The organism is Methylobacterium sp. J-030 (assembly GCF_022829545.1).
In the GTDB taxonomy this organism is placed as follows: Bacteria; Pseudomonadota; Alphaproteobacteria; order Rhizobiales; family Beijerinckiaceae; genus Methylobacterium.
Window position 1 is genome coordinate 1 of the sequence record NZ_JAKSYM010000130.1, and the last position, 18,802, is coordinate 18,802.

An 18,802-nucleotide genomic window follows, 5' to 3' on the forward strand; every position below is an offset into this window, starting at 1 on the left:
CGGGATCACCCTGGCGCAGGCGCTGGCCAAGGCGCGCGGCCTGTCGGACTTCGCCGCCGACCCGTCCGGCACCTTCATCTTCCGGTTCGAGCCGGCCAGCGTGGTGCGCCGGCTGAACCCGGGCTCGAAGCTGCTCGCCACACCGCTGGTCCCGGTGGTGTACCGGATCGACATGCGCGATCCCAACAGCCTGTTCGTGTCCCAGGCGTTCCGGATGCGCAACCGCGACCTCGTCTACGTGTCGAACGCGCCGTTCACCGAGGTCTCGAAAGTGCTCACCGCCTTCAGCGGCGTCACCGGACCGGTCTCCTCGCTCGCCACAGCCTACGCCTACGCAAAGTAATCCGCGCCGCCGATCAGCCTCGCGATTGGCGGAACGTCGTTCCCGCCAATCGGGCAGAGGGTCCGATCCAGGCTCGCGGCGAAGCTCGTACTATGGGCTGAAGCTGAATTTTGTCCGTTACGGCATTTTGCCGTATCATCGGATCCGGAAGGTGATCCATGGCGGCTCCAGGCAAAGACGGAACGGCGCGGCTCGAGGCCCGTATCCCGGTGCCGATCTACGAGACGCTGCTGCGCGCGGCGCAGCTGCGCGGCATGACCCTGACCGGCTACCTGATCGCCGCGGCGGGCGAGGATGCCCGGCGCGTGGTCGAGGAGGCCGAGATCCTGCGGTTGGCCCGCTCTGATCAGATTCGGTTCGCGGAGGCTCTGATCGAGCCGCCGAAGCCGACCGATCATCTCAGGCGGGCGGCCGAGCGCCATGCGGATCTGATCCAGCCGCGGTGACGGCGGCATTCGTCATCGAGCCGCTCCCCAAGTCCCACGACCGACGCGGCTTTGTCAGCGGGAATGCCCGCGTCGATGCCTATTTCCGGCACACCGTCTCTCAGGACGTCAAGCGCTGCTACGCGGCCTGCTTCGTCGCTCGCGACATGGCGACCGGTCGGGTCGGCGGCTTCTATACCCTGTCCTCGAACAGCGTGCCGCTCACGGACGTGCCCGACGGACTCGCCAGGAAACTGCCGCGCTATCCGACAGTGCCGGCCGTGCTGATGGGCTGGTTGGGGCGGGACGACGCTTTCCGCGGCCGAGGGCTCGGGGCAGCCCTGGTGTTCGATGCGATCCGCACCGTGGCTACGGCCCCCATCGCCAGCCACGCGCTGTTCGCGGACGCCATCGACGCGCCAGCCGCGCGCTTCTACGCGGAACTCGGCTTCGTGCCGCTGACGGATAAGCCGATGCGGCTGTTCCTGCCGATCGCGACCGGCCTCGCCCTGCTGAATTCGGGCCGCGCCTGATAGCCGCCCAGCCCTTCGTAACGGCCGCAAATCCGGGGCAACGCCTGCCTTCGGCTCTGCCCCGGACGCGCTCAGCCCCGCTTGGCCAGCAACTGCTCGATCAACGAGCCGCCCTTGTCGATCGCCGCCAGCTCCTCCGCCACCGCGTTCACGGTGTCGCGGATCTGATCCGCCGTATGCTCGGAGGTCAGGAAGAAGCGCAGGCGCGAGGCCCGCTCCGGCACCGCCGGGTGGATGATCGGCTGCACGTTGATGCCCCGGCGGAACAGCCGGTCCGACAGGGTCACGGCCTTCAGCGAATCGCCCACGATGACCGGCACCACGGCGAGCCCCAGGCTGAAGCCGGTGTCGAGGCCGAGCTTCTTGGCGGCGGCCAGGAACAGCGTGCCGTTCTGGCGCAGGCGCTCGACCCGCTCCGGCTCGGCGTGCAGCACCGCCAGCGCCGCCTCGGCGGCGGCGGCCAGCGGCGGCGACATGCCGACGCTGTAGACGAAGCCGCCGGCCGAGTGCTTCAGGTACTCGATCAGCGCGATCGGCCCGCAGATGTAGCCGCCGCAGGTGGACAACGTCTTCGACAGCGTGCCCATCCAGATGTCGACCTCCTTGGGGTCGACGCCGCAATGCTCGAACAGCCCCGCGCCGGTGCGGCCGGTGACGCCGAGGCCGTGGGCCTCGTCGATCATCAGCCACGCGTCGTAGCGCTTCTTCAGGGCGACGAGCCCGGCGAGGTCCGGCGCGTCGCCGTCCATGCTGTACAGGCCTTCGACCACGATCAGCGCCCGGCGGTGCTCGTGGCGGGTCGACTGGAGCAGGGTCTCCAGGGCGTCGAGATCGTTATGCGCGAAGGAGCGCCGCTGGGCGCCGGAGAGCTGCGCGCCCGTGACGATGCTGTTGTGCGACAGGGCGTCGTGGAAGATGACGTCGCCGGCTTCCAGCAGGGCGCCGATGGTGGTCACGTTGGTGGCGTGCCCGCTCACCATCACGACGCAGCCCTCGGAGCGGTAATGCTTGGCCAGCGCCTGCTCCAGGCTGATGTGCCCCGGCCGCTCGCCCGCCACCACGCGGCTCGCCGAGGCCGACGTGCCGTAGGAATCGATCGCCTCGCGCGCCGCGTTGCTGACCCGCGGATGGCCGTTGAGGCCGAGATAATCGTAGGACGAGAAGTTGGTGAAGCTCTTCTGGTCGATCCGCGTGGTCGCGCCGGCCTTCGCGTCGTGGACGCGGAAGAACGGGTTGCCCAGACCGATCAGCTCGGCCGCCTGACGCTGGAGTTTCAGCTCGCGGTAACCGGGCAGGTTCTCGAAGTTCTGCACCGCGGACTTGTCGGTCGGCGAGGCCGCCTTGGCGGGGGCCGGACGCGGCGTAGCGCGCCCGAGCCGGTTGGTCACGAAGCCGGCGAGTGCCGCGCGCCCGCCGTCAGGCCGTGCCGTATCGGTCATGAGTTCGTCTCTTTGATCTCGCTGGACGTCTGCTCGATGAGTTCCCGAAGCGGCGCCATCATCTGCGCATCGATCTCACCGCCGATGTGCTTCGAGACGAGACTCATCGCGACGCCGGCCGCCTCGTCCATGGGCGCGGAAACCGCCTGAATTAAGGACTCCGACAGCTCGTTGACGGTCATGCCCGAGGAGAGGCCCGCGGGCGGCGCGTCGAGGGCGAAGCGCTCCTGCAGGCTGGCGCCGAGTTCCACGCCCATCAGCGAATCGAGGCCGATCTCCGAGAGCTGGCGCACGCGGCTGATGTCGTCCTTCGGCAGGCGTAGGATGCGGGCGATGTCCTCGACGATCGCGTCCGACACGGTCTTGCGGACCGCATCGAGGTCGCCGCCCTTGAGGAGCGCCGCGATGTTGATCGCCTGGACGCCGCCGGCCTCCGCCTGCTGGTCCGATCCGAGTTCCGCGTAGCTCGGCGAGCGCAGGGTGGCGAGCCGCTCGCGCGCCTTGCCCCAGTGCATCGCCGCGATGGCGATCACCGCCTCGTCCGGGGACGTGCCCTGGCTGCCCAAAGCCTCGGCCATCAGGTCGAGGCAGCGGCGGGCCTCCATCGGCGTGACGCCGACCCGGCCGGCGAGGCCTTCCATGACCGCCTTGTTGCGGGCGAGCATGCCGACATCGCCGATGGCGCCCCAGGCGACCGCGAGCGCGGGCAGGCCGCGGCGGCGGCGCTGGCGCGCGAGGCCCTCCATGAAGCCGTTGGCGGCCACGTAGGAGCCCTGGCCCGGGTTGCCGATGAAGGTCGTCGCCGAGGAGAACAGGACGAAGTAATCGAGGCTCCGGTCGCGGGTGGCGGCGTCCAGATGCTGGGCGCCGATCACCTTCGGGCCGATCACCGCGTCGAGCGCCGCGGCGTCGATGTTGGCGATCAGGCCGTCCTGAAGCACCGCCGCGGCGTGGAGCACGCCCGCGAGCTTCCTGCCGCCCTGCTCGATCCCGGCGATGAGCCGGTCCACCGAGGCGCGGCTCGTGATGTCGACGGCCTTGGCCTCGACGGTCACGCCCCGGGCATTCAGCGCCGCCACGATCGCCTTGGCCTCGTCGGTGGCCGCGCCCTTGCGGCCGGCCAGCACGAGGTGCTTCGCGCCCCGGTCGATCAGCCAGCGCGCCGCCTCCAGGCCGAAGCCGCCGAGGCCGCCGGTCAGCAGGTGGACGCCCGTCTCCGAGACCGTGAATGGCTGAGCCGTGTCCTTCATGATCGTGCCGGCCTTGGGCGGGCTGATCACGATCTTTCCGATGTGACCCGACTGCTGCATCAGCCGGAACGCGTCCGAGGTCTCGGCCGCCGTGAAGGGCTGATAGGGCAGGGGCTTCAGGCCGCCGTCGTTGAACAGCGCCATCACCTCGCGGAACATCCGCGCGCCGTCGTCGCCCTGGTGCTGGATCACCTGATCGAGGTCGACGCCGAAATAGCTGAGGTTCCGCCGGAACGGGCGCAGGCCGATATGGGTGTTGGCGACGTAGTCGCGCTTGCCCAATTCGACGAAGCGGCCGAAGGGCCGGAGCGCGTTGAGAGAGCGCTCCATCGCCTCGCCGAACAGGCTGTTCAGCACGATGTCGACGCCGTCGCCGGTGATCGCCCGCACCTCGTCCACGAAGGCGAGGGAGCGGGAATCGAGCACGTGCTCGGCGCCGAGCGCCTTCACCAGCGCCCGCTTCTCGCGGGAGCCGGCGGTGGCGATGACCCGCGCGCCCTTGAGCTTGGCGATCTGCAGGGCCGCCAGCCCGACGCCGCCCGCGCCGCCATGGACCAGCACCCACTCGCCGCGCCGCATCCGGGCGCAGGAGACGAGGCCGTAATAGGCGGTGAGGAAGGCCACCGGCACGGTGGCGGCCGCCATCGGGTCGAGGCCGTGCGGCATCGGCGCGACGACGAGGTCGGGCACCACGATGTGGGTGGCGAAGCCCGATTGGGCGAAGGCGACGACCGGGTCGCCGACCTTGAAGCCCTTCACGCCCGGGCCGACGGCCGTGACGCGGCCGGCGCATTCCAGGCCGAGGCGGGGGCCGGCGAAGCCGTCCTCCAGGATCTCTTCCGGGAGCATCGAGAGCGCCCAGAGAACGTCGCGGAAGTTGAGGCCGGTGGCCTCGACCGCGATCTCCATCTCGCCCTTGCCGGGGGCACGGCGCTCGGCCGGACCCCAGACCATCTCGCTGAGACCCCCGGTGTTGCTGCGCTCCAGGCGCGCGGCCTCGGCCGGGACCAGATCCGCCGGATCCCGGTGCTGCGGCCGGCCGGCATGGAAGCGCACGATCTGGGTCCGCTCGTCGTCCAGCACGATCTCGGTCTCCGGGGTGCCGGAGAGGATCAGGTCGCGCAGGCGCTCGGAGGCGCGCTTCGACGACATCTCGGGGGAGAGGTCGATGCGGCGGACGTCGAGGTTCGGGGCCTCGTTGGCGAGCGTGCGGGAGAAGGCCCACACGCCGGCCTCGATGTTGGTGGTCTGGCCGCCGCGGTCGCGGGTCGCGCCGGGGGCGACGACCCAGAGCTTGGTCTGGCGGGCGCCGAGATGCTCGGTGCAGCGCTTCAGGCTGAGGCAGCGGTCGCGCAGCCGCTCGGACGCCTCGCCGCCGCGGGTGAAGGCGCCGGCCAGGAACACCACCGTGTCGGGGGTCTCCTTCTCCAGCTCCATCAGGGAGGTCTCGGAGTCGAGGATGATCGAGACGTGCACGCCGCCCGCGACCAGCAGGGTCGCCAGGGAGGAGGCGGTCTCGGCCGCGAACTCGTCGTCGGATCCGATGATGAACGCGAAGCTCTGCGCCGGGGCCGGACCCGGACGCACCGGCGCTTCCGCCGTCAGCAGCAGGTCGTCGCCGTTGGCGGAGGCCGCGCGCTCGACCTCGACCTTGACGAGGCCGTGGGCGCTCAGCGTGCGCTGCCAGCCCTCGATATCCTCGAGCCGGCCCACGGGGAGGCCGCCGACCGCCTCTTCGAACCAGGCCGGGGTGAGGCCGAACACGAGGTCGCGGAACAGGGAAGCCCCCGGCTCCACCGCGACCAGCAGGCCGCCGGTGGCGAGCGCCCCGGCGAGCTGGCCCGGCAGGGCGCGGTCGCCGCGATGCAGGCTGCCGGCCGCGAGGATCAGGTCGAAGCTGCCGGGCGCGAGTTCGTCGGCGGTCTCCGCCACGGCGGCGGCGCGGCCGAGCGACAGCCGGGCGCGCTCGGCGAGCCGGCGGTCGGTCTCGAACACGGTGAGCCGCGCCTCGGCGGCGGCGGCAAAGGTCGCGACCTGCGCCGAGAGCGGGCCGAACCCGACCTGCAGCACCCGCAAGGCCCGCTCCTTCGGGAGCTGCGGGCGGCTGCGCTCGATCAGGCCGGCGACGACGTCGGCGCCGTGGCGTGCGGTGGCGGAGCGCAGCACGAAGGCGTCGATCGCCCCCTGCGGCAGGGCCGGCGCGTCGGTCAGCGTGCCGGCGAGCAGCCGGTCGACCAGGGCGCCGACATCGGCGATCAGAACCAGCTCGGCCGAGAGGTCCGGATGGTCGCCCGCGATCCAGCGCATGATCTCGTCGGGGGCCGGCAGGGCGGAGCCGTCACCCAGCGTCCAGTTCTGGCCGGCACGCTCCGCGAGTCCGCTGCTCTCCAGGGCATAGAGGGCGTTCAGCACCCAGGGGCGCATGGCCTCGGGCACGCGGCTGTCGGCGGCCGAGACGGTCGCGCCCTGCGCCAACCCGGAGGCGAGGCGGTAGGCGAGCGAGGTCGCCCAGCCCTCCAGCAGGAGGTGACCCGGCGACAGGGCGGCATCGGACGGCCCCTTCGCCTCGGCGGCCAGGGGACGCAGACGCGCGGCCACGCTCGGGCGGCGCTCCATCGGGATCGCGGTCGGCTCGGTGGCGAGTTCCGGCACCTGCGCGATCGCGAAGACCGAGAGGTCGCCGCCGTTCTTGGCGCGCAGGGCCTGGAACCGGCCCTCGCGGATCGTGGCGATCACCGCGCCCTCGGCGTCGAGGAGGGTGAAGTCGGCCAGGATCGAGCGCTCGTTGCAGCGCCGGGTGCGGATGATCGAGCGGGCGATCACCGCGCCGGGGCGCAGCAGCCGCACCTCGCCGAAGCGCACCGGGATGTAGGCCTTGCCGCCGTTCTCTCCGAGCAGGTCGGCGAACAGCAGGATCAGCCCATGGAAGCAGGCGTCAAGCCGGTTCGGCACGAGGCCGTAGCGGGTGTCGGGCTCGGCCGGCAGCAGGTCGGACACGATGGTGGCGTCATCCAGCCGGGCGCTCATGGCGACCTGCTGGAAGCTCGGGCCGAAGGCGAGCCCCGAGGCCAGGGCCTTGGCGTAGAGCGCGTCGCCGGGGAGCACGTGCTCGCCGGCCGTCTCGAAGCTGAAGCCGTGGAGATCCGGAGTCTTCGGGGCCGAGAAGGTGCCCTCGACGATCTTGGCCTGGGCATGGAGCTGCCAGGGCGTCTGGGTCAGGCGCGGACGGCTCAGCACCTGGATGCCGTTGCCGGAACCCGACAGGCGCACAGCGACCTCGCGCAGGGCGTCCTCGGCGAACACCATCGGCGCCACGATCTCGAAATCGGCCAGCACGACCGCGTCGTCGCGCAGGGCCTCGCGCACGCAGGCGAGCGCCATCTCCACGAAGCCGGCACCCGGCATGATCACTTGGCCGTCGACCTTGTGGTCGTCCAGCTCGGGCACGGTCACCGGATCGACGAAGCCGTTCCACTCCAGGCCGTCGAAGGTCGTGCGCGACCCGATCAGCGGATGGTAGGGGCGGGGGCTCATCGCGCCGACGCCCTCGGTGGTGTCGGCCAGCCGGAACGGGCGGCGCTGCCAGGGATAGGTCGGCAGGCGCACGTCGCCCTGCGGCGCATCGCCGAACAGCACGGCCTCGTCGACCTGCGCGCCCTGGACCAGGGCGGCGCTCACCGCCTTGGCGATCGGGTCGCCGCCAGAGGCCTTGCGGTGCATCACGCCGACCGTGGCGGTCTCGATGCCGAGCGGCTCGACCGCGTCGCCGACATGCGACATCAGCGTCGCGCGCGGGCCGACCTCGACGAACACGCGGGCGCCCCGGCGGGTGGCATCCTGCACGGCCTCGCAGAAGCGCACCGGCTCGCGGATGTTGCGCCACCAGTAGCCGGCCCCGAAATGGGTGCCGTCCAGCAGGGAGCCGGTGACGGTGGAGACCATCGCGGTGGTCCCGGCCCGCGCCTTCAGCCCCGCGAGGTCGCGCAGCAGCGGCTTCTCGGTCGGGTCCATCAGCCTGCCGTGGAAGGCGTAGGCGAGGTCGAGCTTGCGCCCGCGCCGGCGCTTGCGCGACAGGGCCTTGAGGGCGGCGTCGATATCGGCCACCGGGCCGGCGACCGTGACGGCCTTCGGGCTGTTGTAGGCGGCGATGTCGAGGGTCGGGAAATCCTTGAGGAAGGCCTCGACCTCCTCGGCCGGCATCAGCAGCACCGCCATGGTGCCCTGGCCGTGCGTCGTCTCCTGGTGGTGGCTGCGGTAGTAGATGACCCGGACCGCGTCCTCCAGGCTCAGGATGCCGGCGGCCTCGGCGGCCGCGATCTCGCCGACGCTGTGGCCGAGCACGTAGGACGGGATCAGCCCCTTGGCCTTGAGGGCGGCCGTGGACGCGCTCTCGATGGCGAAGATCAGCGGCTGCGAGACGCTGGTGAGCACGAGGCGCTCATCCAGGTCGTCGGCGTAGAGCGCCGCCTTCAGGGACCAGTCCGAATAGGTCTGGAACAGGGTGTCGATCCGGTCGAAGGTCGCGCGGAAGACCGCGTTCTCCGCGTAGGCCTCACGGCCCATGCCGGCCCACTGGCTGCCATTGCCCGAATAGATGAAGGCCACCTCGGCGACCCGGTCGACCGCGGTGCCCGTGAAGGCGTCGGAGCTGTCCTCGCCCTCGCCGACGGCGCGCAGCGCGGCGGCGATGTCGGTCTTGCCGTCGAGGGCGACGGCGAGGCGGGCGGACATGCGCTCGCGGCGATGCGCCACGGCGGCCGCCAGCGTCGGAGCCTGCGCGGGCTCGGCCTCCAGGCGCTCGGCATAGTCGAGGGCCAGCTCGTTCAGGGCGGCCCGGCTCTGGGCCGAGAGCAGCAGCACCTGCGCCTGGGGCTCCGGCGCCGACTCGGCGGCCCTGGCCCAGGCGGGGGCATCGGTGATCACGACGTGGGCGTTGGTGCCGCCGAAGCCGAAGGAGTTCACGCCCGCGAACCGCTCGCGCCCGTTGCGGGCGATCGTCATCGGCTCGCGCACGACGTGGAGGTTCAGCTCGCCGAACGGGATCTCGGGGTTCAGCTCGACCGCGTGCAGCGACGGCGGCACGAGATCGTGCTCCAGGGCGAGCGTCGCCTTCATCAGGCCGGCCAGGCCCGAGACCGGCTCGGTATGGCCGATATTGGTCTTGATCGAGCCGATCGGCAGCGGCGCCTGCCGGCCGCGGCCGAGCTTCGAGCCGATGGCCGAGGCCTCGATCGGGTCGCCGACCGGCGTGCCGGTACCGTGCGCCTCCATGAAGGCGAGGTCGTCGAGTCCGATCTCGGCCTCGCGGTAGACCTTCTCGAGCAGGGCGCCCTGGGCGTAGCCCGAGGGAAGCGAGATGCCGGTGGTGCGCCCGTCCGAGTTGATGCCCGACGCCGCCACCACGGCGCGGATTGTGGCGCCGTTGCGCCGGGCGGCCTCGGCCGATTGCAGCACGAACACCACGCCGCCCTCCGAGCGCACGTAGCCGTCGGCGTTCTTGGAGAACGCCTGGCACAGGCCGGTGCGCGAGAGCATCTGCGCGGTGGAGAAGCAGATGAAGTTGAACGGGCTCGCCAGCACGTTGACGCCGGCGACCACGGCCGTGTCGACCCGGCCCGACTGGATCGCCTGCACGGCGTTGTCGAAGGCGACCAGCGAGGACGAGCAGGCCGTGTCGACCGTGAAGCTCGGGCCCTTCAGGTCGAAGATGTAGGAGATGCGGTTCGAGATGATCGACAGCGTGTTGCCGGTCGCCGCGTAGGCGTCGCCGGACGGCGCGTCGAGGATGCGCAGGTTACCGTAGTCGAGCGAGGAGGCGCCGACGAACACGCCGATATGGCTGCCGGCCACGCTCGACGGGCGCAGGCCCGCATCTTCGAGGGCTTCCCAGGTCAGCTCGAGCAGCATCCGCTGCTGCGGATCCATCTGCTCGGCCTCGCGGGGCGAGATGCCGAACACCGCCGGATCGAACGACCACACGTCGTCGATGACGCCCGCCGCCCAGGTGTAGCTCTTGCCGCGCTCATGGGCGCGGGGATGCGCGAACCGCTCCAGGGAGAACCGGTCGGCCGGCACCTTACTGACGGCGCAGCGTCCCTCGGAGAGGAGTGACCACAGCCCGTCCACACTGGGGGCCCCGGGCAGTCGGCATGCGCGTCCGACGATCGCAATGTCTGTACGTTGTGTCACGTTCGGTTCGCACACGCTCGTTATCGGAAGTCGGCTCGGCTCGCGACGAGTGAGTACCCTCTCACCCCTTACTGTGGCACCATTGCGGTGTCCAACCAGCCCGGACGCGAGGTCATCCCCGCGTGGCGAAATTGCCGAAGGCTGTGACATGTATTCATCAGGGACCTATCCAATCCCGGGGATCAGAACGCCAAATCTGGACCTGTCGACAGGCCGTCGAGACGCTGAAACGATCACCAGAAAGCCACAGTTGCGCCCCGGCGTCGGGAACCCGTCTGACGGCATTGTGCCCGGGACGCGAAAAGATCTTCCGAAGAGATCTTCGGATCACCGCACAGGTCAGGCCGGGTTCGACACGGCGCCCGCCTCGTTTCGTCCCACGCCGCAATAGATAAACCCGTGTCGCGCGGCGCTTTCGGGATCGTAGATGTTGCGCAGATCGACCAGCACGGGCCTCGTCCCGCCGGACGCCATGGCCTGCCGCAACCGGTCGAGGTCGAGCGCCCGGAAGGCGTTCCACTCGGTGACGATCACCAGCGCATCCGCGCCCTCCGCGCAGGCGTAGGCGTTCTCGGCGTAGTCCACGGCCGGCATCAGCGCCCGCGCCTGCGCCATGCCCTCGGGGTCGTAGGCGCGCACGGTCGCGCCGGCATCCTGCAGGCCCGCCACGATCGCCAGCGAGGGCGCGTCGCGCATGTCGTCGGTGTCGGGCTTGAAGGTCAGGCCGAGCAGCGCGATCGTCCGGCCCCGCACCGAGCCGCCGCACGCCTTGATCACCTTGCGCGCCATGGCGCGCTTCCTCTGGTCGTTGACCGCCACCACGGTCTCGACCAGCCGCAGCGGCGTGCCGGCATCCTGGGCGGTCTTGACCAGCGCCAGCGTGTCCTTGGGGAAGCACGAGCCGCCGTAGCCCGGCCCGGCATGCAGGAACTTGGTGCCGATCCGGTTGTCCAGCCCGATGCCGCGGGCGACCTGCTGCACGTCGGCGCCCACCGCCTCGCACAGGTCGGCGATCTCGTTGATGAAGGTGATCTTGGCGGCCAGGAACGCGTTGGCGGCGTACTTGGTCAATTCGGCGGTGCGCCGGCTGGTCACCAGGATCGGCGCGGCGTTGAGGTAGAGCGGCCGGTAGACCTCGCGCATCACCGCCTCGGCCCGGGCCTCCCCGGTGCCGACCACGATCCGGTCCGGCCGCTTGAAGTCGGCGATCGCGGCGCCCTCCCGCAGGAACTCGGGGTTGGACGCCACCGCGACATCCGCCGCCGGGTTGGCCTCGCGGATGATGCGCTCGACCTCGTCGCCGGTGCCGACGGGAACCGTGGACTTGGTCACCACCACGGTGAAGCCCGAGAGCGCGCCCGCGATCTCGCGCGCGGCGTCGAACACGAAGCTCAGGTCGGCGAAGCCGTCGCCGCGGCGGGACGGCGTGCCGACCGCGATGAACACCGCGTCGGCCTCGGCCACCGCCTCGCGCATCGATGTGCTGAACGCGAGCCGGCCCTGCCGGACGTTCTCGGCCACCAGCGCGTCGAGCCCCGGCTCGTAGATCGGCATGCGCCCGGCGTTCAGCGAGGCGATCTTGTCCGGGTCGCGGTCGATGCACACCACGGCGTGGCCGAAATCCGCCAGGCACGCCCCGGACACCAGGCCGACATACCCGGCCCCTATCATCGCGATCCGCATCCGGTCCTCCCGGCCGCCAGCTTCCGGCTTGCTGCAGTGCAGCATGGGCCGGGCGCCACGGGGGCGCAACCCGGTCGACGCTGGTTCTGGTCCAATCTGTAGCCGGTTTGCAACATACGGGAATGGTGACTGTTTTTTGACAGCGGGGCCGTCCCGGCGAATCGGAGCCGACGCGAGACGCGGGGATCACGCCCTTGACGCCGAAGGCGGCTTCGCAGTGCCGGCGGGTTCCTGTAGAAGCGCCCCCGCCCGACGGGTGCGGCCGCAACCCCGCCCGCGGGCCCTGACCCAAGGATCGGCCGAAGAGTGGCCAGGGATCGGTGAAGGACCGCGATGACCGAATTGCCGAACGTGCACGTGCGCGCCGAGGTTCTGGCCCAGGCGCTGCCCCACATGCAGCGCTACGATCAGGAGATCGTGGTCATCAAGTACGGCGGCCACGCCATGGGCGACCGGTCCGCGGCCGAGGACTTCGCCGAGGACATCGTGCTCCTCGAACAATCCGGGCTGAAGCCGATCGTCGTGCACGGGGGCGGGCCGCAGATCGGCAAGATGCTGGACCGGCTCGGCATCCAGTCCGAGTTCCGCGGCGGCCTGCGGGTGACCGACGCAGCCACCGTCGAGGTGGTCGAGATGGTGCTGGCCGGCCTGATCAACAAGCAGATCGTCGGCTGGATCTCGGCCGAGGGCGGGCGGGCCATCGGCCTGTGCGGCAAGGACGGCAACATGGTCCGGGCCAAGCGGGCGCTGAAGACCATGGTCGATCCCGAGAGCCACCTGGAGCAGACCATCGATCTCGGCCTCGTCGGCGAGCCGGAGCATGTCGAGCGCGGCGTGCTCGACGCGGTGCTGAAGGCCGAGCTGATTCCCGTGCTCGCTCCGGTCGCCTATGGGGCGGACGGGCAGACCTACAACGTCAACGCCGACACCTTCGCGGGGGCGATCGCGGGGGCGCTGCGGGCCAAGCGCCTGCTGCTGCTCACCGACGTCCCGGGCGTGCTCGACAAGGACAAGAAGCTGATTCCCGAACTCACCGTGGAGGATTGCCGCCGCCTGATCGCCGACGGCACCATCACGGGCGGGATGATCCCCAAGATCGAGACCTGCATGTACGCGATCGAGCGCGGCGTGGAGGCGGTCGTCATCCTCGATGGCAAGGTCAACCACGCGGTGCTCTTGGAGCTGTTCACCGATTACGGCGCCGGCACGCTGATCCGGCGGGGCTGACGGGCCGATTCAAGATGGGGTCGTGCGGGGCGGCAACCTCCGCCCCGCACGCGCATTGTCCCGCTCCAAGCTAGCTTCGGGACAGCCAAGTCTGCGAGCGTGACCGCAAAGGCTCAGCCTCGCCGCGCAGGAGCTACGAATCCGAGGGGATACGGTGCATCACCCCGACAAGGCCCAGTTCACGACCCCCGGCGCGCGCGGCTTCGCCGATGTCGACACCTGGGTGTTCGATCTCGACAACACGCTCTATCCGAGCGACGCTCGGGTCTGGCCGCAGGTGGATGAGCGGATCACGCTCTACGTGATGGGGCTCTACGGGCTCGACGGCCTCTCGGCCCGCGCCCTGCAGAAGCATTTCTATCACACCTACGGCACGACCCTGAAGGCTCTGATGGTCGAGGCAGACGTCGATCCCCATGAGTTCCTCGATTTCGCGCACGACATCGACCACTCGGCGATCAAGCTCGACAAGGATCTCGGCGACGCGATCGAGCGCCTGCCGGGGCGCAAGCTGATCCTGACCAACGGCTCGCGCCGCCATGCCGAGAACGTGGCGGCCAAGCTCGGGATCCTCGACCATTTCGAGGACGTGTTCGACATCGCGGCCGCCGATTTCGTGCCGAAGCCCGAGCGCTCGACCTACGAGCGCTTCCTGCGGGCCCACGCTGTCGAGCCGACCCGGTCCGCCCTGTTCGAGGACATCGCCCGCAACCTCGCGGTGCCGCACGACCTCGGCATGGCGACCGTGCTGGTGGTGCCCAAGATCATCGATCCCTACCGCGAGGCGTTCGAGCAGGAGGCGGTGCGCGAGCCGCATATCGACCACATCACCGACGACCTCGCGGCGTTCCTGTTGGGCTGCGTGCTGCCGGAGGCGGGCGCGGTGCCGGCCTGAAGGGCGCGGAACGGCAGCGCACGCGGCAATCGACAAGCCGGGGACGATCCTGTAGAGAGCCGGCCAACTCACAACAGGATCGCCGAAATCCTGGCGCCGATCGCCCATGAGGGGCGTCACGACGCGACGGCTGGAGCTATGCCATGAACATCATCGAGCAGCTGGAGCGCGAGGAAGTCGCGCGCCTGGCCAAGACCATTCCGGATTTCGAGCCGGGCGACACGCTCATCGTCAACGTCCGCGTGAAGGAAGGCGAGCGCACCCGCGTCCAGGCCTACGAGGGCGTCTGCATCGGCCGCCAGGGCGGCGGGCTCAACGAGAGCTTCACGGTCCGCAAGATCTCCTACGGCGAGGGCGTGGAGCGCGTCTTCCCGGTGCATTCCCCGATGATCGATTCGATCAAGGTGGCCCGCCGCGGCAAGGTGCGCCGCGCCAAGCTGTACTACCTGCGCGACCGCCGCGGGAAGTCGGCCCGCATCGTCGAGCGCACCGACCGCTACAAGGCCAAGGACACCCCGGCCGGGGCGCCAGCCGCCGCCGAGTGATCGCGGCACGGCCGGCCTCACCGCCAGTCCGAGATCGAGGCCCGCTCCGATGCATCGGGGCGGGCCTTTCTGTTGGGTCCGTGCCGAGGGGCGCCAAGCACGGTTGCCCGCCGGGCGCCGCCTCACCCGAGCCGCGGAACGTGGGGCGCGCAATCCCGGGGGAGCGATCCGTCCAGCCGCGGATCGGGGGCGACCTCGACATGCACCGCGCAGGGCTCGCATCCGAAGCGCCGGTAGAAGGCCAGGGCTCCGGGATGGTCGAGGGTGCAGGTGTGCAGCCAGAACCGCGCGATCGGGCGCGACCAAGCCCGGCGCAGCGCGTGAGCCATCAGGCTGCCACCGAGCCCCGCCCCGATCCGGTCGCGGGTGAGGCCGAGGAACACCAGTTCGCACTGGCCGGGCTGGCGGAAATCCAGCTCCAGCATGCCGACGGTGCGGCCCGCCTGCCGGAGGGCCAGGATCTCGACCGCCTCGTCGGTCAGGATGGCGAGCAGCGCGTCGTCCGCGAGGGCGAGGCGCGAGAACCAGAGCCAGTCGGCGCCGACCGCGCGGAACAGGCGCCGGTACGCCTCCGGATCGGGGTCCGCGAGCGTGCGCAGTTCGAGCCCGGGCGGGAAGGGGCGCTCGGGCCCCGGCGATGGCGGCTGCACCATCTCCAGAGAGGTTACGACGGTCGCGATGTGGCCGGGTGGTACGGCGGCGTAGCCGGCTGCGAGCGTATTGGTGGCGGTGATCATGGGCCGTCTCCAGGCGGTCACGCCGCCCGCGGACGCCGGTGCGCGAACAACCACGGCAGGACGCAGGCGGCCGACACCGCGATCGACAGGGCGTAGGCCAGCACCGGATCCATCGCCCCGAGCATCGTGTGCACGCCGATATAGAAGGCCAGCACGCCGAACGCGCCCTGGGCGCTGCCCCGCACGACGTCGAGCGAGGCGCCGACGCCGTCCTGCATCCGCGCAAACGCGATCAGCGGCCAGGAGATGATCGGGATCGGGGACAGCACCCCGCTCAGGCCCGGGCCGAGCAGCGGCGCGAGGGTCGAGACCAGCAGGACCAGGGCGGTGGCCGCCGCCAGCCGGGCCGGCATGTCCCAGCGCGGCGGCCGGCGGGCCGGCGCAGCCGGCGAGGGTCCCGGCCGGCACAGGGCGACGACGAAAGCCATCGCCGGCAGGTCGATCACGGTCGCGAGCCACAGGCCGGGCCGGACGAGCCCGTGCAGCAGGGCGCCGCCCAGCACGAAGGCCGCGAGGGCGATGGCGACGGAGGCGGCAGCCCCCATCCGCGGCGCGCAGAGGGCGTAGGCGAGGTAGCAGAGCGTCACCGCGCCCAGACCCTGTACCGAGCCGACGGCCGCCTCCGAGGCGAAGCGCTCGCCCTGCTCGGCCGCGAGATAGATCGAGATCGGCGCCGAGGTGAGCGGCAGGCCCGAGAGCAGGCCGCCGACGAGGCTGCCCCAGCGGCGCGCCGCCGCTGAGACGGCCCACATCAGCGTCGGGGTGATGGCGATCTTGGCGGCGATCAGGCTCATGGCAGCGTTCGGCCCCTCCTGTCCCCGATCAGGCGGCCGCGGGCGGCCCGTCGTCGTCCGGCTCGCCCGGCGAATGGAGGATGTCCTCCAATTCGTCGACCAGCCGGTCGATCTGGTCCTCGGTGGCGAGCACCTTCAGGACCTCGCCGGTCTGCGTCTCCACGGCCAGCTCGATATGCGGCCCGACCCGGGCCGTGAGGATCCGGGCCAGGATCTTGATGGCGCTCATGCGACTTCCTCCTCCGCGGCGATGAGGCCGACCGCCGCCGCCGGCCCGCAGGTCGAGACCCAGTCGTGCGGGCCGGCGATCCGGTCCGCCAGCAGGTCGACCAGTGGCACGGTCGCGCGCCCGAGCCGGTCCGCGAGGCGCGCGCCCAGGAAGGCGCCGGCTCCGCAGGTGATCAGGGGCGCTGCCTCGGAAAGATCCGGACGGCCGAGCAGGAGCGCGGCGGCATCGTGCAGGAGGCGCAGCTGCGCCTCAGCGAAATGGCCCGCCAGCGCCGCCCAGGCCGTCCCGGGGGCCTCCGCGCGGTCCCGCCCGACGATCCGGGCGAGGCGGGTCTCGCTCTCGGCCACGGACTTGCCCTTGCGGTCGCCGCTCGCCTGCTGATCGGCCCCCTCGGGGAGCCGGCCCAGCACCCGGTAGGCGTCCGCCATGTGGGCGAAGGTCTCGGTCATCAGCCGGGTGCGGCGGCCGCCGAAGGGGGCGTGGTCGGCGAGCGCGATCACCGGCGTGCGCACCACGCCCGTATAGACGAGTTCCCCGGTCTCGAGGCGCTCGGCGTCGCTGTAGCCCGCCGCCGCCGGGCGGCCGCCGACGATCGGGATCAGGTCGGTGGTGGTCGAGCCGATATCGACCAGCAGGCCGTCCGGGGCGATCCGCCCCGCGAGCGCCGCGGTGGCGTGCCAATTGGCCGAGGCCACATCCCCGGCGAGCTCCGCGGCCGCCTCGGGGGCGACGAAGCCGGACCGGCCGGCGTAGATCCGCACGGGGCCGGCCAGATGCGCCGCGGCCCATCCGGCGAGCGCGGCCACCCCCTCCCGCCGATCGGCGAAGCAGTCGGTCAGCTCGCCCGTCATGGTGAGCGCGTGCCGGGCCTCGCCCCGGGCCCAGTCGGGCAGGGCGGCGCGCGCCCGATCGAGGGCGGTCACGCCCTGCCAGAGGGGGCAGGGCACCTGCACGGCCGCCACCACGCGCCCGGCCTCCACAAGCGCGGCCTTGACGTGAACCCCGCCGAGGTCCCACCCGATCGTCCTGCAGGATGGAAAGCGCATGGGACCGCGATGAACGCCTCGATGGATCACGGACTCGGGCGCCCCGGCTTCGCGGTGATCCCGGTGCTCGACCTCCGGGGCGGCCGCGTGGTGCGGGCGCGCCGGGGCGAGCGCTCCTCCTATGCCCCGATCGAGACGCCCTTGGCAAAGGGGTCCGCGCCCGAGATGGTGGCGCGCGGCCTGTGCGAGGCGTGGCCGGCCGCCACCCTCTACGTGGCGGATCTCGACGCGATCCTCGATCGCGCGCCGCCCGATCTGGCGGCGCTGAAGGCGATCACCCGCGCCTGCCCGGGCATCGGCCTGTGGGTGGATGCGGGCTTCGCCGATCCGGCGGGCGTCGCGGCCTTCCTGGCCACCGGCCTCGGCCGGCCGGTGATCGGCAGCGAGAGCCAAGCGGATCCCGGCGTGGCGGCGCGCTTCGGCGACCGCGCCGTGCTCTCCCTCGACACGCGCGGCGCCGAGCGCCTCGGCCCTGCCGCCCTCCACGACGACCCGGCGCTCTGGCCTCGGGATGTGATCGCCATGACGCTCGCCCAGGTCGGGGCGGGGCAGGGGCCCGACCTCGCGGCGCTCGGGGCGATCCAGGCGCGGGCGCCGGATCGCCGCCTCTACGCGGCCGGCGGCGTGCGCGGGCCGGGCGACCTGCGGGCGCTGCGCGAGGCCGGGATCGCGGGCGCCCTGGTGGCCTCGGCGCTGCACGACGCCACCCTGTCCCGGGCCGACGCGGCGGACCTGGTCTGACGCTTCCGGCCCGCGCCGGGCGCTGCTAAACCCTCCGTCAGACAGCCAAATCGCGCGAGCGTTCAGACGATGGAAAAGTTCACGACCCTGGAGGGCGTCGCCGCGCCCATGCGGACGATCAACGTCGACACCGACCGGATCATCCCGGCCAAGTACCTCAAGACGATCAAGCGGACCGGGCTCGGCAAGAGCCTGTTCGCGGAGATGCGCTACCGCGAGGACGGCTCGGAGAACCCGGATTTCGTGCTGAACCAGCCGGCCTACCGGAACGCCAAGATGCTCGTCGTGGGCGACAATTTCGGCTGCGGCTCGTCGCGCGAGCACGCGCCCTGGGCGCTGGCCGATTTCGGCATCCGCTGCGTGATCTCGACGAGCTTCGCCGACATCTTCTTCAACAACTGCGCCAAGAACGGCATCCTGGCGATCGTGGTGGCGCCCGAGGATCTGGAGAAGCTGTTCGAGGACGCCGAGCGCGGCGCCAACGCCACCCTGTCGATCGACCTGGAGGCCCAGACCATCCGGGGGCCGGACGGCGGCCGCCTGCATTTCGACATCGAGCCCGGCCGCAAGCACAACCTCCTGAACGGGCTCGACGAGATCGGCCTCACCCTGGAGCGCGGCGCGGCCATCGATGCGTATGAGCAGAAGCTCGCGCAGCGGGAATGGGCCTGAGGGGGTTGATGGCGGGCCTCGCCGTTCTCCGGCGAGGCCCGCGTATCGTTCGAG

Annotated in this window: 14 protein-coding genes and 1 pseudogene; 8 read left to right on the plus strand and 7 right to left on the minus strand. The window is 71.3% G+C overall.

Annotation, left to right across the window (positions count from 1 at the left end; genetic code table 11):
- The 3 genes and pseudogenes from MKK75_RS07065 to MKK75_RS36040 form a co-directional block, all read left to right on the plus strand.
- Window positions 1-343, plus strand: a pseudogene (locus tag MKK75_RS07065) (sugar transporter); the annotation flags it as partial.
- Between the two features lie 158 nt (window positions 344-501).
- Window positions 502-789 carry a DUF1778 domain-containing protein gene (locus MKK75_RS07070; protein WP_244041900.1) on the plus strand — a complete coding sequence of 96 codons (288 nt, stop codon included), beginning with the start codon at window positions 502-504 and terminating at the stop codon, window positions 787-789.
- Entirely contained in the window at window positions 786-1,301 is a 516-nt protein-coding gene (locus MKK75_RS36040) for a GNAT family N-acetyltransferase (RefSeq protein ID WP_244041901.1), read from the plus strand. Before MKK75_RS07070 ends, MKK75_RS36040 begins: the two co-directional genes overlap by 4 nt.
- 71 nt (window positions 1,302-1,372) lie before the next feature.
- Here MKK75_RS36040 and MKK75_RS07080 read toward each other — a convergent pair whose 3' ends face one another.
- From MKK75_RS07080 to MKK75_RS07090, 3 genes are all read right to left on the minus strand, one after another.
- Window positions 1,373-2,740 carry an aminotransferase class I/II-fold pyridoxal phosphate-dependent enzyme gene (locus MKK75_RS07080; protein WP_244041902.1) on the minus strand — a complete coding sequence of 456 codons (1,368 nt, stop codon included), beginning with the start codon at window positions 2,738-2,740 and terminating at the stop codon, window positions 1,373-1,375.
- Window positions 2,737-10,179, minus strand: coding sequence for a type I polyketide synthase (locus MKK75_RS07085; protein ID WP_244041903.1), 7,443 nt, complete (start codon window positions 10,177-10,179; stop codon window positions 2,737-2,739). Before MKK75_RS07085 ends, MKK75_RS07080 begins: the two co-directional genes overlap by 4 nt.
- A gap of 339 nt (window positions 10,180-10,518) precedes the next feature.
- Window positions 10,519-11,862, minus strand: coding sequence for a UDP-glucose dehydrogenase family protein (locus MKK75_RS07090; protein ID WP_244041920.1), 1,344 nt, complete (start codon window positions 11,860-11,862; stop codon window positions 10,519-10,521).
- A gap of 333 nt (window positions 11,863-12,195) precedes the next feature.
- On the opposite strand from MKK75_RS07090, the gene argB reads away from it, so the two are divergent.
- From argB to rplS, 3 genes are all read left to right on the plus strand, one after another.
- A complete protein-coding gene (argB, locus tag MKK75_RS07095) occupies window positions 12,196-13,089 on the plus strand; it encodes an acetylglutamate kinase (protein WP_244041904.1) in 894 nt (297 codons plus the stop codon).
- 154 nt (window positions 13,090-13,243) lie between these two features.
- Window positions 13,244-13,984 carry a pyrimidine 5'-nucleotidase gene (locus tag MKK75_RS07100; protein WP_244041905.1) on the plus strand — a complete coding sequence of 247 codons (741 nt, stop codon included), beginning with the start codon at window positions 13,244-13,246 and terminating at the stop codon, window positions 13,982-13,984.
- A gap of 143 nt (window positions 13,985-14,127) precedes the next feature.
- Complete coding sequence (gene rplS / locus MKK75_RS07105) at window positions 14,128-14,529, plus strand: 50S ribosomal protein L19 (protein ID WP_244041906.1); 402 nt, start codon at window positions 14,128-14,130, stop codon at window positions 14,527-14,529.
- A gap of 122 nt (window positions 14,530-14,651) precedes the next feature.
- Here the strand turns inward: rplS and MKK75_RS07110 are convergent, their stop codons facing one another.
- The 4 genes from MKK75_RS07110 to MKK75_RS07125 are packed head-to-tail and all read right to left on the minus strand — an operon-like array spanning window position 14,652 to window position 17,335.
- On the minus strand, window positions 14,652-15,266 hold the full coding sequence (locus MKK75_RS07110) for a GNAT family N-acetyltransferase (RefSeq protein WP_244041907.1): 615 nt from the start codon (window positions 15,264-15,266) through the stop codon (window positions 14,652-14,654).
- Window positions 15,267-15,283: 17 nt separating this feature from the next.
- Window positions 15,284-16,060 carry a hypothetical protein gene (locus tag MKK75_RS07115; protein WP_244041908.1) on the minus strand — a complete coding sequence of 259 codons (777 nt, stop codon included), beginning with the start codon at window positions 16,058-16,060 and terminating at the stop codon, window positions 15,284-15,286.
- A 28-nt stretch (window positions 16,061-16,088) separates the two neighbouring features.
- A complete protein-coding gene (locus tag MKK75_RS07120; RefSeq protein WP_244041909.1) occupies window positions 16,089-16,289 on the minus strand; it encodes a hypothetical protein in 201 nt (66 codons plus the stop codon).
- A complete protein-coding gene (locus tag MKK75_RS07125; RefSeq protein WP_244041910.1) occupies window positions 16,286-17,335 on the minus strand; it encodes a hydantoinase/oxoprolinase family protein in 1,050 nt (349 codons plus the stop codon). The genes MKK75_RS07120 and MKK75_RS07125 overlap by 4 nt, the downstream gene beginning before the upstream one ends.
- 21 nt (window positions 17,336-17,356) lie before the next feature.
- Here MKK75_RS07125 and MKK75_RS07130 point away from each other — a divergent pair, with 21 nt between their 5' ends.
- The gene (locus MKK75_RS07130) at window positions 17,357-18,076 is read left to right on the plus strand and encodes a HisA/HisF-related TIM barrel protein (protein WP_244041911.1); all 720 of its coding nucleotides are present in this window, start codon (window positions 17,357-17,359) and stop codon (window positions 18,074-18,076) included.
- A 69-nt stretch (window positions 18,077-18,145) separates the two neighbouring features.
- Entirely contained in the window at window positions 18,146-18,748 is a 603-nt protein-coding gene (leuD, locus tag MKK75_RS07135) for a 3-isopropylmalate dehydratase small subunit (protein WP_244041912.1), read from the plus strand.
- Window positions 18,749-18,802: the final 54 nt, after the last annotated feature.

Coding starts and splice junctions, on each gene's coding strand:
- MKK75_RS07070 (WP_244041900.1), top strand. CDS start 502: ATGGCGGCTCCAGGCAAAGACGGAACGGCGCGGCTCGAGGCCCGTATC.
- MKK75_RS07080 (WP_244041902.1), bottom strand. CDS start 2,740: ATGACCGATACGGCACGGCCTGACGGCGGGCGCGCGGCACTCGCCGGC.
- MKK75_RS07090 (WP_244041920.1), bottom strand. CDS start 11,862: ATGCGGATCGCGATGATAGGGGCCGGGTATGTCGGCCTGGTGTCCGGG.
- argB (WP_244041904.1), top strand. CDS start 12,196: ATGACCGAATTGCCGAACGTGCACGTGCGCGCCGAGGTTCTGGCCCAG.
- rplS (WP_244041906.1), top strand. CDS start 14,128: ATGAACATCATCGAGCAGCTGGAGCGCGAGGAAGTCGCGCGCCTGGCC.
- MKK75_RS07110 (WP_244041907.1), bottom strand. CDS start 15,266: ATGATCACCGCCACCAATACGCTCGCAGCCGGCTACGCCGCCGTACCA.
- MKK75_RS07115 (WP_244041908.1), bottom strand. CDS start 16,060: ATGAGCCTGATCGCCGCCAAGATCGCCATCACCCCGACGCTGATGTGG.
- MKK75_RS07120 (WP_244041909.1), bottom strand. CDS start 16,289: ATGAGCGCCATCAAGATCCTGGCCCGGATCCTCACGGCCCGGGTCGGG.
- MKK75_RS07125 (WP_244041910.1), bottom strand. CDS start 17,335: ATGCGCTTTCCATCCTGCAGGACGATCGGGTGGGACCTCGGCGGGGTT.
- MKK75_RS07130 (WP_244041911.1), top strand. CDS start 17,357: ATGGATCACGGACTCGGGCGCCCCGGCTTCGCGGTGATCCCGGTGCTC.
- leuD (WP_244041912.1), top strand. CDS start 18,146: ATGGAAAAGTTCACGACCCTGGAGGGCGTCGCCGCGCCCATGCGGACG.